Source organism: Anatilimnocola aggregata, from assembly GCF_007747655.1.
GTDB classification, from domain to species: Bacteria; Planctomycetota; Planctomycetia; order Pirellulales; family Pirellulaceae; genus Anatilimnocola; species Anatilimnocola aggregata.
In genome coordinates this window covers 2,299,908-2,316,302 of the sequence record NZ_CP036274.1, presented here as the reverse complement: position 1 = coordinate 2,316,302, position 16,395 = coordinate 2,299,908, and the positions used below count along the sequence as shown (strand labels likewise).

General features: G+C 57.1%; 12 protein-coding genes. 6 read left to right on the top strand and 6 right to left on the bottom strand.

Features of this window, described 5'->3' with window-relative positions; translation table 11 throughout:
• Positions 1-56: 56 nt before the first annotated feature.
• From ETAA8_RS08865 to istA, 4 genes are all read right to left on the bottom strand, one after another.
• Entirely contained in the window at positions 57-2,258 is a 2,202-nt protein-coding gene (locus ETAA8_RS08865; RefSeq protein ID WP_145087596.1) for a serine/threonine protein kinase, read from the bottom strand.
• Positions 2,255-2,827, bottom strand: a complete 573-nt coding sequence (locus tag ETAA8_RS08860; protein WP_145087595.1) for a sigma-70 family RNA polymerase sigma factor — start codon at positions 2,825-2,827, stop codon at positions 2,255-2,257. Before ETAA8_RS08860 ends, ETAA8_RS08865 begins: the two co-directional genes overlap by 4 nt.
• 153 nt (positions 2,828-2,980) lie before the next feature.
• On the bottom strand, positions 2,981-3,802 hold the full coding sequence (istB, locus tag ETAA8_RS08855) for an IS21-like element helper ATPase IstB (protein WP_145086466.1): 822 nt from the start codon (positions 3,800-3,802) through the stop codon (positions 2,981-2,983).
• A complete protein-coding gene (gene istA, locus ETAA8_RS08850) occupies positions 3,799-5,313 on the bottom strand; it encodes an IS21 family transposase (RefSeq protein ID WP_145086469.1) in 1,515 nt (504 codons plus the stop codon). Before istA ends, istB begins: the two co-directional genes overlap by 4 nt.
• Positions 5,314-6,009: 696 nt before the next feature.
• On the opposite strand from istA, the gene ETAA8_RS08845 reads away from it, so the two are divergent.
• From ETAA8_RS08845 to ETAA8_RS08825, 5 genes are all read left to right on the top strand, one after another.
• The gene (locus ETAA8_RS08845) at positions 6,010-8,010 is read left to right on the top strand and encodes a hypothetical protein (protein WP_145087594.1); all 2,001 of its coding nucleotides are present in this window, start codon (positions 6,010-6,012) and stop codon (positions 8,008-8,010) included.
• A complete protein-coding gene (locus tag ETAA8_RS08840; protein ID WP_145087593.1) occupies positions 7,991-8,416 on the top strand; it encodes a hypothetical protein in 426 nt (141 codons plus the stop codon). The genes ETAA8_RS08845 and ETAA8_RS08840 overlap by 20 nt, the downstream gene beginning before the upstream one ends.
• Positions 8,417-8,690: 274 nt before the next feature.
• Complete coding sequence (locus tag ETAA8_RS08835; RefSeq protein WP_145087592.1) at positions 8,691-9,455, top strand: FadR/GntR family transcriptional regulator; 765 nt, start codon at positions 8,691-8,693, stop codon at positions 9,453-9,455.
• A 75-nt stretch (positions 9,456-9,530) separates the two neighbouring features.
• Positions 9,531-10,697, top strand: coding sequence for a sialidase family protein (locus ETAA8_RS08830; RefSeq protein WP_145087590.1), 1,167 nt, complete (start codon positions 9,531-9,533; stop codon positions 10,695-10,697).
• Positions 10,694-13,183, top strand: a complete 2,490-nt coding sequence (locus tag ETAA8_RS08825; protein WP_145087588.1) for a DUF4838 domain-containing protein — start codon at positions 10,694-10,696, stop codon at positions 13,181-13,183. Before ETAA8_RS08830 ends, ETAA8_RS08825 begins: the two co-directional genes overlap by 4 nt.
• Positions 13,184-13,525: 342 nt before the next feature.
• Here ETAA8_RS08825 and ETAA8_RS08820 read toward each other — a convergent pair whose 3' ends face one another.
• Positions 13,526-13,903, bottom strand: a complete 378-nt coding sequence (locus ETAA8_RS08820) for a hypothetical protein (protein ID WP_145087586.1) — start codon at positions 13,901-13,903, stop codon at positions 13,526-13,528.
• 328 nt (positions 13,904-14,231) lie between these two features.
• Positions 14,232-15,311: a 6-phosphofructokinase gene (locus ETAA8_RS08815; protein ID WP_145087584.1), complete on the bottom strand. Its 1,080-nt coding sequence runs from the start codon at positions 15,309-15,311 to the stop codon at positions 14,232-14,234.
• Positions 15,312-15,533: 222 nt separating this feature from the next.
• Between ETAA8_RS08815 and ETAA8_RS08810 the strand changes: the two genes are divergently transcribed.
• Positions 15,534-16,394: a hypothetical protein gene (locus tag ETAA8_RS08810; protein WP_145087582.1), complete on the top strand. Its 861-nt coding sequence runs from the start codon at positions 15,534-15,536 to the stop codon at positions 16,392-16,394.
• Position 16,395 lies beyond the last annotated feature (1 nt).

The window sequence follows — 16,395 nt, the reverse complement described above, 5'->3', positions numbered from 1 at the left end:
CCTAGAAAGCTGAGTTTTTGCGAAAACTCCCCGAATCCGCCCGAAAGCAAAGGCGTTTACTCTTCGGGAATGATCAGCGGCGGACGGGGAATCTCGGCCTGAAATTCAGAGCCGGTTATTTCTCGCCACCGAAGCATTTGGTCATTGGTGAGGATCGCCAGTGCTCGCTTGTTGGCCGAAGGAGACGGATTGCTAGTTGTAGTCGCCGTTGGCTGCCGCACTTGGCGAAGCATGTTGACAAAGAGTCCCTCTTCAATCACTCGCGCCTGCTCTCGCTGCTGATCCGTCAGTTGCAGCCTATTTGCAACGTCCGGGTCACGAAACGCGTCGGAGACATCGGTCTGCAAACTGATCTGGTAGAGCCGTTGCAATTGTTCACGACTAAGTATGGCCCGCACGATGGCCTCATTTTGTCGAGCCTTTTCTAGCATTTGCTGGGAACGTTCAGAGGGCGGGCGGCGCCCCAGTTGATTGATCACGTCCTTGAATTGCTGATTCACACGTAACGACAACTCCTTCACTTCCTGCCGTTGCTGATCGTTGACCTTGAGGTCGTCCAGCACCGTGTCGTAATCCAATAAACGTAGTTGTTGACTCGCACGCAGCGCCCCTAGGTCCGAAAGAATCTTTTCTACGCGGGCACGTGCTTCCTCTAAGTCTACTTGTGCTCCTTTGTCTTCTCGCCGCTGCTCGATGAACTCGCGATAGTAGATAAGGACAGACGTCAGCAGCCGTTTTCGCAGCGGTTCAGTTCCAGGGCGATCCGCGAGCTCCTCTTCACTCACGCGAAAGAGATCATCGACACTTCGCCTCGCCAGTTTGTATTGCGCTTCGGCTTCGTTCGCGCGGGTTTGCTCGCGTTTGTACGCTTGCACGACCTTTTGTTGTTCGCCACGAACGATGGCCGACGTAGCGAGCGAACCGATCGTTGTCAGAATTAACAGGATCACACCGGTGACTACAACCGACGGGTGCCGCTTCAACCATTTGCGAGCCAGTTCCAAGCTGGTAGGACGCCGTGCGCGAATCGGCTTGTCATCGATAAAACGTTTCAAATCTTCAGCAAATTCTGCAGCTGTGGAATAGTGGTCCGCAGGAGCTTTGCTCAACGCCTTCAGCAGAATTGTTTCCAACTCCTCTGGCACATTGGGAGCAATTTTGTGTGGCGCTTCGGGATCAGCTTCCGCAATCTGCTTGAGCAATCGATTTCGATCACGTCCGTCAAAGATGGGCCGTAAGGTGAGGAGCTCATAAAGTGTCGCGCCCAATGAATAAACATCGGTTCGATGGTCGATAATCCCTGGCAACGCCTGAGCCTGCTCGGGGCTGGCATAACGCAAAGTGCCGAGGATTTCGCCAGAGATCGTTAGCCCCGTGTCGCCAGCAATCTGCGCCAATCCAAAGTCCGTGATCCAGATTTCACCACGAGTGTCGATCAGCAGGTTGGCAGGCTTGATATCGCGGTGAACAATACCCACTTCGTGGGCATAATGCAGCGCATGGGCCGCTTTTTGCCCTACTCTGGCAACCCACTCAAAGTATTTGCGAGAATTGTGGGTCAAGCTCGCAGCAATGTTGCCTCTACCTGCCGTGCTTTCCGCCGCCAACTGTGCAGTACTGGACTTCACTATTTCGGTGGCGACCGATGGCTCATTGTTTTTCTGCTGCCGAAGTTCACCAACCAGTTCACTAAGACTCTGGCCCTCGATCAGTTGCATGGCGTAATAATGCACGCCCAGTTCTGCACCAACCCCATACACGGCTACGATGTTCTCATGCCGCAAATTAGCCGCAGCGAGCGCTTCGTTCTTGAATCGCTGCAATCTGCGCGGATCGATCGCCGCCGCAAACGGCAATACCTTCAAAGCAACCTTGCGACGAAGCGACTGCTGCTCTGCCTCGTACACAACTCCCATCCCGCCCCGGCCGATTTCGCGAATCAGGTGAAACTCGCCAAGCTGCCGCGGCGGCGGCGAGTGCTCGGCTGCTTTGCTATCTCGCTGCGAATTCTCCTGGCCCCACGACTGAGTATCGTCGCTCAAGCCCTGAGCGTAGGCTGCCTCGCGAAGGGGAACCGCGACACGCTCAATTTCAGCCTGGGCAGCAATAAACTCCGCGAGTTCTTTCGCAAATTCAGGATGTTGCGCTAGAAACTCCTCGCGACGGATCATTCTGCCGGCTTCACGAGCCTCGATGTACTGCGCCAGCAACTCGTCGAGCTTCGATTCGCGTCCATTTGTCTCATCGACCTCACTCATGATTGCCCTATTCCGTCTGCTCCCATCAGCTCGCGAAGCTTTCTCAGCCCTCGAAACAAAAGCCCCGCCACAGCTGGCCGTGTTTTGCCAACGCAAGCCGCGACTTCTGCCAGCGGCATTCCCTTCAGGTGATGGAGTTCGATGACTTCTCGCTGCTCTTCGGGAATCAGTGACATCGACTTGGCAAGCGCGAGTATCTCCTCCGCGCGGACGGCAATGCCGCTGGGTGAAGTCTGGTCGGCGGCTAACGCTCGCTCCAGTCGCGACGCCGATAAGTTCAGATCCGCTTCCAACGACCGCTCGCGGCCTGCGTCGCGAGCCTGGGTCGCATATTGTCGAGCGGCTCCAGCTAACACATTGGCCAGAATCGCTCGCAGCCAAGAGAGCCGTTCCGTCTCCGACTCGCCTTTAAACTGCCCCTCGCTTCGATGCGCCTCAAGCACTGTTTGCTGAACAATGTCCGATTCATCCACTTTACTGCGCAGTCGCGCCCCTAACTGCATCCTCGTAAGCAGCCTGAGGTATTCGCGATATTCTTCGAGCGGGCGGTCACCAGCTCTCGATGGCAGTGTAAACGACGGTCGAATAGTGCAGCGCGCGGCGGTTGAAAAGTGTGGCGCTGAGGTGGGGAAGGGTCTCAGTCTAAATCAGGGTGTTGGGGCATTCCAGTAAGAATCCTTCCTCCTCCGGAGGAGGAAGGATTGCGACGGTTGTAACGACGGCTAGGATTCTGCCGTTTCATCGGCGGGTGACAAGGATGAGGTCGCCGGTTTCGGGCGCGATCCTTTGCGGCGGCGCCGCGCGTCTTGCAAGCGATAACTTTCGCCGGTCGATTCGAGGATGTGGCAGCGGTGTGTCAGCCGATCGAGCACGGCGCCGGTCAGGCGCTCGCTGCCCAGGACTTCGGTCCATTGCTCGAACGGCAGATTGGTGGTCACGATCAACGATTGGCGTTCGTAAGCGCTACTGATGACCTCGAAGAGCAACTCCGCGCCCAGCTTACTGGCGGGGACGTAACCCAGTTCATCGAGGATCAGCAGATCGAACTTGGCTAGTGACGACTTCATCCGCAGCAGCGTCCGTTCTTCTCGGGCTTCCATAAGTTGCGTGATCAGTTCCGTCACGCGGCAGAAGCGGACCCGTTTGCCCCGCTGACAGGCGGCAATGCCAAGCGCGATGGCCAGGTGCGTCTTCCCCGTGCCCGGATGCCCGAGAAAGATCACCGACTCGCGGCGTTCCACGAACTCGCACCGCAGTAGTTCTGCCACCAGCACGCGATTGAGCGAGGGCTGGGCGGCGAAGTCGAAATCACCAGGCGATTTCAGGTTGGGAAAGCGCGCTGACTTGAGCCGCCGCTCGCTGGCACGCTTCTCACGGTTGAGTAACTCCAGCTCACACAGTTGCAGCAGAAAGCCCAGATGATCGACGTTCTCCGTCGCACACCGCTGGGCCGTTTTCTCGCAGCCCTCCAGGAACGACGGCAACCGTAGGGCCTTCAAGTGATGCTTGAGCAGCACCGTGCTTTTGGTTTCGAGAGATTTCATAACACACCTCCCGTCGTCAGCGCGCAGGTCAGTTCACGGTAAGACAGGAGATTGGGAGGAGGGATCGAGTGCGACTGCAGATGCGGATGATTGTCCAGCCGAAACCACCGCGTCGGCTCTTCCAGTCCCTGCTGCACGAGCAGCCGAATCGCATCGACGGCCAGAACGTCGATCTCCAGTGCCCGCTCAATCGCCGCAGTTAATGCAGCCAGCGAGATAGTCTCCAGCAGCCGCAAGGTTTTGATGAACTCCCGGCGGCCGTGTGCGCCGCCATCTGCTTCCAGACGCCGCCGGAGGAGATCGAAACAGTCCGGCAAGCCCCAGTTTTCCAGGGGTTTCGCGAAGTCCAAGCCCCCTGGCTTCCGCTCCAAGAGTGCCAGGTAATGCAGCGGGTTGTAATGGACCTGCTCCTTCGACCAGTCGCGTGGATGCTGGGCAACCAACTTGTCGTTAACGACCAGCCGAACTTCCTCCAGGCCGCCAATTGCGGTCACTTTCTGATGAGCATACTGCGTCGGCACCGAGTAATCGTTGCCGTCGAAGCGAACCAAGGAAAGAGAGTTGGCCTGGGCCGGTTCGACTCGCCGCGCTTCAAAGCCCGACTTCGGCAGCGGCAACAACGCAGCCTGCTCCTCTGCCAACAACGTGGCTTTGTTCGCCGGTTGTCCGCGTAACTGGCGTTCCAGATCTTCACAGCACTGCCGCTCGAGTTCGGCATTCAGCACTTCCAGGCTGCCGGTCCGTGGTACCGGCACCAGGAAGTTCCGCCGCGCGAAACCGATGAGGTTCTCCGTATGCCCCTTCTCCATCGGCCGTCGCACCAGGCAGAAGTGATGCTCAAACAGATAATGACTCTGCAGCCGTAGGAACTCACGCGTCGGCGTGTCACCCCGTTTCCCCACGAACCGGGCCACAGCAATCCGGCTGTTGTCGTAGCTGATCCGGCGGGGCACGCCGCCGAAGAACTCAAAGGCCCGCTGATGGCCCGCTTGAAACGTCTCGGTGCATTCGCGAGGAAAGACCTGCACGAAGAACGCGTCGCTGTACGGCAACGACATGACGCAGTACGCGACTTTCGTCGGCATGCCTTGCAGCACCACCTCCGCTTCGCCGAAGTCGAACTGGGCTTCGCCCGGTTGATGCGACAAGGGTAAGAACACCTCCGCCGTGGTCGTTCGCCACTCCCGCACGACCTCGCCGACCACCGTGATCCCGCCGGTGTAGCCATGCTCGGCACGCAGGCGGTCGAAGATCCGTTTAGTGGTGTGGCGCTGCTTGCGGGGCGCCGTTTTGTCCTGCTCCAGGATCTCGTGGATGATCGGCAGGAACGGATCGAGTTTGGGCCGCTCCCGGGGCAGACGTTGTCGATAACCGGGCGGCTCAGGGTGCTGCAGGATCTTTTCGAGGGTCTGCCAGTGAAGGGAAAATTCCCTGCAAACCGCTCGTTTGGATTTCTTCTCGGTCAGGACAAGACGACGGATTTCGGTCCAGTTATGCATATCTCGCAGCATGGGCTACGCTCGCGGATCGTAAGGCTTGAGACGCTGGGAAGCCTCAAATCTGCCTTACGGATTCTCACGAGCAGGGCTAGCGCTGCACTTTTCGACCGACCATCGGCTCCGCCGCGCGCTGCACTATTCGACCGTCGTTTACACTCGATGGCAGTCCCATGCGTGCACTGTTCCTATTTACTTAGGTGCTAACGGCCAGCGAGTGTAGCGCCAATTCCTAGCTTTATTTTGAAGTCAGCGACTTTCAGCAGATAATCGCACAAACACGCTTCGATTTGTCGGTGCTATCCGCTCTCATCGGTCTGGAGCACTCAGTGACTAGCACCCACAAAAGCGATTTCTTTCACGGCGGGCAGGTGCACGTCAGTGATTGTACGGGTTATGGGAACAGGAGTATCGCGAGTGGTCCGCTCGTTCGCTTGTGGGCAAGGACTATGTCTACGTGCGGGCCGACGGAATTCACCTCCCTGGTCGGGACTCTCCTTCTAGCCGCGCTCTCTGCTTTTCATAACAGATAGGGACGTGGTTTTGTGCTAAGCGGTTTTGAGGAGAGTTCACGTCAATACCCCAGAAACGAGTTTTGAACTTGGTTTAACAGCATGTCGGAAATCCCGGTAAGTTGCAGAGTGAATCAGCCTCTCTCCGTTGGTATATTGCCATCTAAAATCTGCGAACAAGTGCCAGGGAGCGATCTCGATGAAATTCGTGTTACCGGCGGTTCTGCTATTTAGTTTTTGCTGTCCTGTGCTGCTGCAGGCTCAGGATGCGCCGGCGAAGCCGCGTGCAGAAGTCGCTCCGCTCAATTGGCCGTTGCCATATATGCAGACGCTCCCGTCTGATTACTTGGATCGTCAGCGGGCGAGCCTGGTGGCGGGGACCAGTCGGCTGGCAAGGCTCAATTATGACAAGAGTGTGGGGACCGATTCCATTGGCTGGGTTCGCTATGGCTTGCCGGCGCTGATCCTGGGACAGCGCGTCGATGATATCAACCAATTCTTCGAGTCCGATAAGTTTGTCGTCTCCGCCAATCCCAAATTTGGATTCAGCCTGTTCGGCGTCAGTTACTTTCGCTTGTATGGGCTGATGAATTCTCGCACCGGTCCCATGAGAGGACCGCTATCGCAGAAAGCCCAAGAGAATTTTGAGAAGGGGTTCTGGGCAGTGGCCAAGGTGAACACCAAATTGGCCGAAGGTCAGCGTGGGATTTGGGAAATGGAAGGATCAGAGAACCACCATATCACCAGCAAGTCGTGCGACTTACTTGCCTCGCAGCACCTGCGGAAGATTCCGGAATATGCGAATCAGAAGTACGACGATGGCTCCACACTGGCACAGCAGTATGAAGTTCGCCGCGACTATTGGCTGAAGTGGTTTGATGAGCGAGCGAAGCGGGGCCAGTTTGTCGAGGCTGCGTCCCCGAGCTACCAAGGGGACAGCGTCGCTGGACTCCTGAATATCCGCGATTTTGCCGAGGATGAGATCCTCCGCAAGAAGGCTGACATGTATCTCGACCTGACATTCGCCAACATGGCCGAGGAGACATTGTTCACGACGCGCGGCGGTCCCAAGAGTCGCGTCAAAGTCGGTCACGAATACGATGGCATGACGGAGCGGAGTTACGATCTGATCTTCAATGCTCCTGGCCGCACCTACACACCGCTGGGCGTGGGCGGGCACTCGACCAGCAACTACTATCCGCCGCCAGCGGTCGTGAGCCTGGCCAAAGACACGAGCCAGCGCGGCGTCTATTCATTCACCAAACGCTGGCCGGGGCCAGTAGCGGAGGGTGGCGGACGGAGTGATAACGATCCGGATGGCGTGCTCTGGAGAAAACTCGATCCCGAGCGGAGCGTGCTGCGCTACGGATTTGCAACGCCCAGCTATGTGCTTGGCTCAGCTGGGCTCGATGCCAAATGGCTCGACGACGCGAGCATGGGTTTCCGGTGGCAAGGCGTCATTTTCGCCAGCGATCCGGTGGCTCGCATCGGCTTTGAAGTGAAGCCGGCAAATCTAAAAGACTGGCACGGCTTCAATCCCTTTTTCAGCGTGCAGGATCGTAACATCTTGATCACGCAAAAATGGGCTCCGGTGCCACCGAATCCGCGCTCGTCGAATCCGTCTTACCTGCAGCTGTACTTCAGCCCCACGCTCGACCAAGTGACCGAAGAGGGAGGCTGGATTTTCGTGAAAGACGGCGCGGCATACGCCGCGGTGAAGGTGGCCGCGGGAAGCTATCTATGGACCTCCCCCTGGAAGCGCTTTGATGCTGTCGACAAAGATAATAAGGTCTTCATCACGCTCGATACCGAGAACGCGCCGGTCATTTTGATCGCCAATCAAGCGGCGGATTACAACAATGTTTTTGATGACTTCAAAGCGGCAGTGAAGGCTCAACCGGTCCGCTATGAAAGTGGCGTTCTGAACTTCGACTCACTCACCTTTTACGGCCCCACTCATCCCGCCAAGATCAACGGCAAAGCTGTGAACCTTGCGCCTGCGCGCGGTTACGATTCTCCGTTCATTCGCTCAGATTGGAACAGCGGTCTCATCTACCTTCGCAAAGGAGACGAAACTGCGATTCTCGATTTTCGCGACCCGAAGAACCCCACCAAAACTGTCGGCGTTCCAATCACCGCTGCCTTCCCGCCGGGAGTTGGAACCGACCAGCCGATCGTGTTTGACAAACCTGGCCGCTGACATCGTGTGGGCCCTCCCTGTGCACAGCTCTCTGGGTGACGGTGCTCTCTTTTTCGATTTCCCTATTTCTTTGAGAGCGGCACTTGCTAATTTCGAGTCCCGATCAGTCCCTGAAACGGTCGCAACTTTCTTCGAACCTTTTAGGGGATCGGGTTGGCAGTGCATTCATCGCCATCTCTATGTGACGATTCTCAGCGCGCTGTTCTGTGCAAGGGTGCGGCAGAAGTTGTCGCCCTCGAACCCGGAAACCAGCGGCGAACTACTGACGCTGGAACATGTCCGTCGCGCCGCCGATGTCTTACTCGACACGCTGGACCTGCCACCCAAGCAGCGGCAACAAAGATACACAGCAGAACTGGCCCCCCAGACCCATTACCAACGCCGCCGCCTCAACCTCGCATCGTAAGACCCGGCTGAAACGCCTCCGCGACCTCGGCATCGATCCCGACCAAATCAAAAGCGTGGCACCGAAACAAGCGCCGTGCCAAACTCAAAATTCAGAATGTGGCGCAGTCCAATTAGCAAGCTGCGGCCAGCAACGGTAGCTAGTAGCGCGGTGCAATAACAGTGCAGGACAAGATCGCTATTGTCGGGGTTAAGCGATTGACTAGCGCTAGGCGGCCGCTTATGATTTTCCTGATTAAATCAGTAAAATCACACGGCTAAACGCAAATCAACACATGCCCGCGATCTTAGAGCCCCAAAATAAGTCTGCGACCGATGTCTGGCTGCGCGTGGTGGACCGCGCAGAGGAATTGCGACTCCAGCCCGGCGATCAATTGCCCAGCGTGCGTGAGCTCGCGAGCCACTTGGGACTTAATCCGAACGTCGTGCGGAGTGCGATCCTCTGTGCCCAAACCAATGGGGCAGTTCGGGTGGTTCCCCGCGTCGGTGTCTATTTGGAAACGTCGCCGGTCAACGCCCGCTTCACCGTCGACGAAACCATTCCCGGAGTCGAATCGACTCTGCGATCCGGCCTGAGCAGGGAACACGTCAATGTGCTGCACGTCCTCGAAGCGCGGCGCGTGATCGAAGTTGAACTGATCGGCCTGGCTGCCGAACGACGACGTTTGGAGGATCTGCTCCCTGCTCGACGGTTGCTCGATACCATGTTGCAAATGCCGAGTGAGACTTCGCGCCAAGAATACGTCGCGCTCGATTTTCGATTTCACGCTGAATTGGCGCGGCTTGGTGGCAACGACGTTCTGGCCTCGATGCAGCGAACGTTGACGGACCTGTTGGCGGGGCACTTTGCCGGAACTCCCGGCAGTCTCGATCGGCGGATCGACTCCGAGAGATTGCATATCGAGATCTACTCAGCCGTCGTTGCAGGCGACGCGCTCAAGGCACGGCAGGCAATGCACGAACATCTAAGCAACGTCTACCAATATCTGATCGGCTTCATTCAGCATCCCCCGGAGCCTCGCGCAGCAAAGCAACCCTAGTCCTCGGTCGCCACGCTGACGCTCCTTCACGCCGTTCGCCTTACCGCACGACAACCCTCACCGAAAAGTGGCCTGATGACATACAACATCAACCAAGCGATTCATGTTGTCCTTTTCAGCTCGCTGCTCTTGATCACCGCCGCGCTGGGCGAGGATGTTCCGAATCCAGACGTCGCCCTCGACCCCGCCACGGTGATCGTCAACCCGTGGAAGAATCACATTCCGCAGACAAAACGGCAGGGAGTGGCGGGCATCGAGCGCACTGCTAAGGGTCGGCTCTGGGTCGTGTATGGCCGTGACGTTGAAAGTACGCGAAATTATCAAGTGCTCAAGAAGAGCGACGACGATGGGCAGTCGTGGTCCGACTTCAAGCTGATGGTGCTGCCGCAAAAGAACGTGCGGGCCATGTCGCCGGCTATCTGGATCGATCCGCAGCAGCGACTGTGGTTGTTCTGGGGACAGAGCTTCGGCCTGCAAGACAACCGCTTCGGCATTTTTGCGATCGTGACCGACGAACCGGATGCCGAGAACCCGAAGTGGTCTGCCCCGCGCCGCTTGGGCGACGGCATTATGCTGAACAAGCCGACCGTCCTCAAGAACGGCGACTGGCTCCTCACTTCGTCGATCTGGAAAGCCGACGACAGCATCCGCGTTTACGCTTCGACGGATCAGGGTGCGACCTTCGCGCTGCGCGGATCGGCCAATGTCCCTGATCCTGCGACGCGCGGTCCCGACGAACCGATGATTGTCGAACGCAAGGACGGCACGCTCTGGATGATGGTCCGCATGCAGGGTCTGGCCGAGACGATCTCGCGTGATGGGGGAAAAACTTGGACACCCGTCGAACGGATCGCGATCAAGCATTGCACCTCACGATTTTTTCTGCGGCGGTTGCAAACCGGCGCGCTGCTACTCGTGAAGCACGGCCCGCTCGATGAACGTGCCGGGCGCGAAAAGCTGATGGCTTTCCTTTCCGACGACGACGGAAAATCCTGGCAAGGCGGTCTGCTGCTCGATGAGCGCGAACATGTTACCTACCCCGATGGCGTTCAAGCACGAGACGGAACGATTTACGTCGTCTACGACCACAATCGTACTCCAGATGGTGAAGTGCTATTCGCCGTCTTTACTGAGGAAGACGTCCGTGCCGGGAAAGTGGTCTCCGACAAGGTAAGGCTGCGAACACTGATCGACCGACTGCCACAAACAAATCAACCGGCTAATCAAGAGGCAAATAGATGACCCTGAAACAAGCACTCCTCGCCGCCCTGCTTCTGTTCGCTTCCCGCCCATTACTTCACGCCGCCGAGACGCTACTCGTCGATCAGGGCGCACCGCGTGCCCAAATCGTGATTGCGGCAGAGAATCGCCCCCGAATGGCGACGCTGGCAGCTCTAGAACTGCAACGCCACATCCAGGCGATAAGCGGAGCGCGGCTACCGATCGTCACGAGCCCGGATGCGAGCCTGCCGATCAAAATCTATGTGGGCAAGAGCCCAGCCACAGACAAACTGGGAGTGACCGACAAGGATTTGAAATACGGTGCGTTTCGGATGGTTTCTGGGAAAGACTGGCTGGTGCTGCTGGGGAATGACTTCAACTTTGTTCCCCCCGCATATCTGGCCAGAAAGCGGAGCGACAAGGAGCCCGAACTGGCCTGGAAGAAAGCGGTCGCGGAAAAAACCGACATGGAGTGGGGATTTCCGTTTCAATCGGGCGTGGAAAGTCAGTGGATTCCCCCGAAGTTCGAAGCGACGCTAGCTGCGTATTACGGGAAGGATGCGGCCGATCTGTGGCTCACCAGCGGCAATACGACCCGCGGATTTGAATACCAGGATGAAAACGGATCGCTCAATGCGGTCTGCGAGTTTTTGCGCGGCCTGGGTGTCCGCTGGTATATGCCTGGCAGCTTGGGTGAGGTCGTGCCGGAACGAAAAACCATTGAGCTGACCGCGATGAACAAAACCGTCTTTCCCGATACTCACGGCCGGTCATGGCTGTGGAATAACTACGCGAAGTTTTCCTTCGACGATGTCCTCTGGGCACGAAGGATCGGGATCAACTCACCTTATCAGAAGCTCGGCTTTGCCGGCGGCGCTCACGGGCTGACGCATGTCCACAGCGGCGAAGCAATGAAGAAGGCCCATCCCGAATACTATGCACTCCTCGGCGGCAAGCGCGACATCGAGCACCGCGGCCACGGCACACCGTGCTTCTCGTCGGAGGGGCTTTTTCAGGAGACAGTAAACTACTGCCGGTTCATGTTCGACGTCTACCAGATGCCCGCAGTAGACCTTTGGCCGGGAGATGGCCTCTCCCACTGCGGCTGCGAAATGTGCAAGGAGAAGCCCACTCCCGAGTTGGTGTGGGGTTTCACCGAGCGAGTCGGTCGAGAACTCTACAAAACGCATCCCGACAAACTCATCACCGGCGGGGCCTACACTTCATATAACGATACTTCGGACAAGGTCGCAAAGTTCACGCCCAACGTGGCGATCAAGGTCTCCAATTCAGGCCGCCCGAAGATGAACGACCCGGAGCACTGGGCCGACTACACGAGTCGCATGGATCGCTGGAAAGCGAAAGTGGCGCCGGGCAACATTTTCCGATTCGAAAACAACCTCTATCACCTCTGGGGGAAAGAGGATGGCGTCCGTGGCGCGGCGATTTCCTATCCGCTGCTTCACCCGCGGGCGATGGCCAAGGATCTCAAGTATCTCAAGGGGGTCGCGCTCTTGGGAACCGGAGAGGTCAGCCAATATCGAGCAAAATGGCAAGCGATGGGTTTGGAACACATCACCCTCTACATTCAGTCTCGTTTTTTCTGGAATGCGGACCAAGACGTCAATCAAGTGCTCGATGAATACTGCACGCTTTTCTATGGCCCGGCCGCCAAGGAGATGAAGCAAGCGATTGACTTCGCTGAGAGTAACTTGGCCTACAAGGACGTCAGCCGCGGCAGAGGTAGAGGGAACCCGATGAATGTTTCCTTGAACACTGCGCTTAAGTTCAGGGACTTACTCGACAAGGCGAAGACGGCAGCCGGTGACACAATCTACGGACAACGGATCGAGGCGGTCATCTCAGACCTGCAGCCGAGGGAGCAGCTCATTGCCAAGTACCAGGCCAAGGAGCAAGAACTCGCTGAGTTGCGCAGTAAAGCGCCCCTTGCCGTCGGTACCGTAGGCGCAAACCTCTCCGAGAGGCCGCACTATCCGCTGAAGGCAAACCGGGGCAATATCAAAGGCGTTCCCGAAACCACATTCCAAGTGGGATGGGACAAAAACTTCTTACTGCTCGACATCGTCTGCAAGGAACCAGATATGAAGAAAATCGTCGTCGCCAATGATGTGGTCAGCGGCGACTATGTGGCAGTTTCCATGGAAACTCCGAATCACACTTACTACCACCTGGAGGTCAATCCGGACGGTCGACTGTTGGAAGGCGCCCCGTCGGGAGACTGGAAATCACTCGCCGACGTCAAAGCAGATAAAGGGGCCGACTTCTGGCGCGTGCAATTGCGCATTCCCACGGTGGGCGAAGCCGAGGCCGAGGCCGATCCCAAACACCGCGTCGCGGGAACCATGCCCACGCAAGAGGCCCCGTGGTTCTTCAACGTTGGGAGGCTGCGATTGGCCGGCCTTGAAAAACCGGAGCAGCAAGCTTTCTCCCCAACGGGTGGATCTTGGCACATCCCCGCGAAATTCGGGAAACTCGAAATCAAATGACGGCAGCCAGTGCCTCTCTTGAAATCTTGGCGGCAGGCATCGTTGAAGCAAGTCGTCGCATGCCTCCCCGACGCCAAACTCTGAGACGATTATGAAGTCCAAATTCTCACCTCTCGTCACTTTGCTAGTCGCGATCATCACGCCATCGGCGCTTCACGCAGTGCCGCAGAGTGCGGACCGATTCAACAATTCGCCGGTGGTTCGATTTGCGCTGCCCAGAACTTCTACGGTGAAGCGTGAAGCAACGCCCTGCAAGAACGGTTTGACCAGATCGAGCCCGCGGGGAGAATTGTTGGCCTTCGTGGCAAGGCTCGCTAAAAACTGAAAGTTCGTGTCTTTGTCTCAAAGGACCGCCGCCATGCTGCCGGCGATGTCCTTCTTCACTATCGGCATTAGGGACGTCGCCAATATGAACGGCCCGGCATCTACAATGAGTTGGTAGGCGTCATCAAATAGCTTACGGTTTGCCGGGAAATATAGACGCTCGCCGCCAGCGAACACGCCCTCGAAGTAGGCTAAGACCGAATCAATCGGAACGGCGAACGCCTGGCTGACCAGTCCTGCAAGGAAAGACTGCGAATCAGTTCCTTCAGCCAACAGGGCGTTGGCGACAAAGGGCTCGATGCTTTGTGCTGCGATCGCGGGTAAGACGGCCAGGGCGGTCGAAGTTCGCGAAGGGTAAGCGGTCTCTGTCCCCGCTCCGCCAAAGACTTCCGCCATTCTTTTCAAAGGGGAGGATGATCGATGGATTGCCACGAGCCGGAGATTGAGCAGGGCAGATGCGAAAGTTGTATCGGTCGCTGCGGGAGAATGATCGGCAGAGGTATGCGGCGATCCTGAATGCTGCCGAGCGCCACTCCCGGCGCGCAAACGATCGGGACCAACCCGATGGTGTGTCCCGCGGGGAGGGTTTGTGAGATTCTGAAAATCCAGTCGAACCTAGGAGAGTCATCGTAGTCTAAAACTCGATCACTTCGCCGGGGCGCAGAAGCGAAGGTGCAACCTTGCAACCTGTTGGCTAAGGTTCGCGAGTTTAGCTGCCGCTAAGCTAGTCTCCCAAGCAAATACCGAGTGAGCGGGCTGCAGTGACAAATCCACCGTCCAAGGGAACGGTTCGCAGTTCCCTTGTTGCCTCGGCTAATGAGACACTCGTGACACCGGTGCCTGTATAGGACACCATTTGACCGAACTTCTTTTCTGCGATCAGGTCGACTGCCTTCGCGCCAAAGATCGAGCACAGTGCGCGGTCCATATTGGTCGGGCTGCCACCCCGTTGCAAATGTCCAAGCACGACGCAGCGAGTCTCCTTACCAGTGCGCTCTTGAATCTGAGCAGTGACTTGGGCGCCAATTCCGCCCAATCGCGCTTCGCGAGGTTCTGATGAACTGCCGGACGTGACAAAGTCGGTGCCAGCCTCACGAGCACCTTCAGCAACCACCACGATACTAAACATCTTGCCGCGAGCCTCGCGTTCCTTGACCTTCGCGCAGATGCTTCCGTAGCTGAAACGTATTTCCGGAATTAGGATGACATCGGCCCCACCCGCGATGCCAGCGTAGATGCCGATCCAGCCTGCATACCTGCCCATCACCTCCAGAACCATTACACGCTGGTGACTTTCAGCCGTGCTATGGAGTCGATCAAGCGCATCCGTCGCACAGGCAACAGCGGAGTCAAAACCGAACGTCATGGTCGTGGCAGCGAGATCGTTGTCGATGGTCTTGGGGACTCCAACCACGGGAATGCCATACTCGAACATCTGCTGAGCGATCGACAGCGAACCATCGCCTCCGATCGAAACAAGCCCGATCAATCCCAGTTGCTCGCATCCACGTTTGGTTTCCTCAAGCAAGTCGGTTGGTAATTGCCGCAGCTTGCCATGACCGACCTTTGCCGAAAACTTCCCTTGGTTCGCAGTGCCCAGAATGGTCCCACCACGAACCAGCAAACCATTGAGTGTATCTCCGACGAGCGCTTTCGTCTTCTGTGGAGCCAGCAACCCTTCGTAACCACCCACGATGCCGACAGCCTCCCAGCCGCGACGATGAGCGGCTTTGGCTACGGCCCTGATGACAGCGTTCAATCCTGGGCAATCTCCGCCCCCGGTGACGATTCCAATTTTGGACATGATGAGAATTTCGCAAGTGCGGTCCGCCTGGTGAGACTAGCCCAAGAGCATGACCGATGTCGAAGCGATAGTAAAGTCATTCACATTGGCTTATGTGCGTCATAACCATGCCGAACTCGCGTGCTTCCAAAAGTGCGTGCACTTGCTTGCGGATGTCCCCTCGACGGGTACTACAATGAAGCCTTCCACACCGATTGGGGTGCCGAATTTCGAAAGGACATCGTGAAGGATAATACATCTGCTTACCTCGACGACCACGGAAGACCGAAACTGCGGTCGTCCATCGTTGGCTTTTTGGACTTGCTTGGATTCTCGCAGTCGGTGACGACGGCTGCTGATGAAGATTCGCAGCCGTTGCTCGATAAGATTTGTAACGCCATCCAAGATTCGCGAGCTTATGTACGGCAGATTCTCGGAAGTGAGTCGCAAGCGACTCCTGCTGGCTGGGCGATCAAATTCTTCAGCGACAATCTGGTGCTGGCCTACGCATATGAAGACTCGGGGCTCGCCCCTGCTGCCGCGGCGTGGTTTGTGATTCGCTGTGCGCAGCGATACCAATTGCGCATGGCATTGAACGGTCTGTTTCTCCGGGGCGGCTTGACACTCGGCCCCGTTTGCCTGACCGATGAGATCGTGTTTGGCAAAGCCCTCATTGAGTCCTACCATCTGGAAGAACGAACGGCGATTGTCCCACGCGTTCTGCTATCCGAATCACTGAGTCGAATTATCCTCAGCGCTCAAGAAGTTGCAAATGGCAGCGGCGACCCAGAAGTTGGCAACGCCCTGTGCCGCGACGTGGACGGTTGGTGGTTCGTCAACTACTTGCAAGCCGCCGAAAGCAACCAGCGCGTTGATTGGAGCCTGATCGAACAGCATAAGCAAAGCGTGCTGTTGTCGCTTTCGAGCACCACCCGTCACGACGTGCTGCCGAAATTCGGCTGGGCCTGCCGGTATCACAATATGTACTGTCATTGGCATCACAACGACCCAGGCTACGAGGATCGTTATCGAGTCAATCGAGACGATGAGCACTCGCTCATCTGTCAGTTGAAGGACGCGACAAATTCACCAAAACATGGGTAGA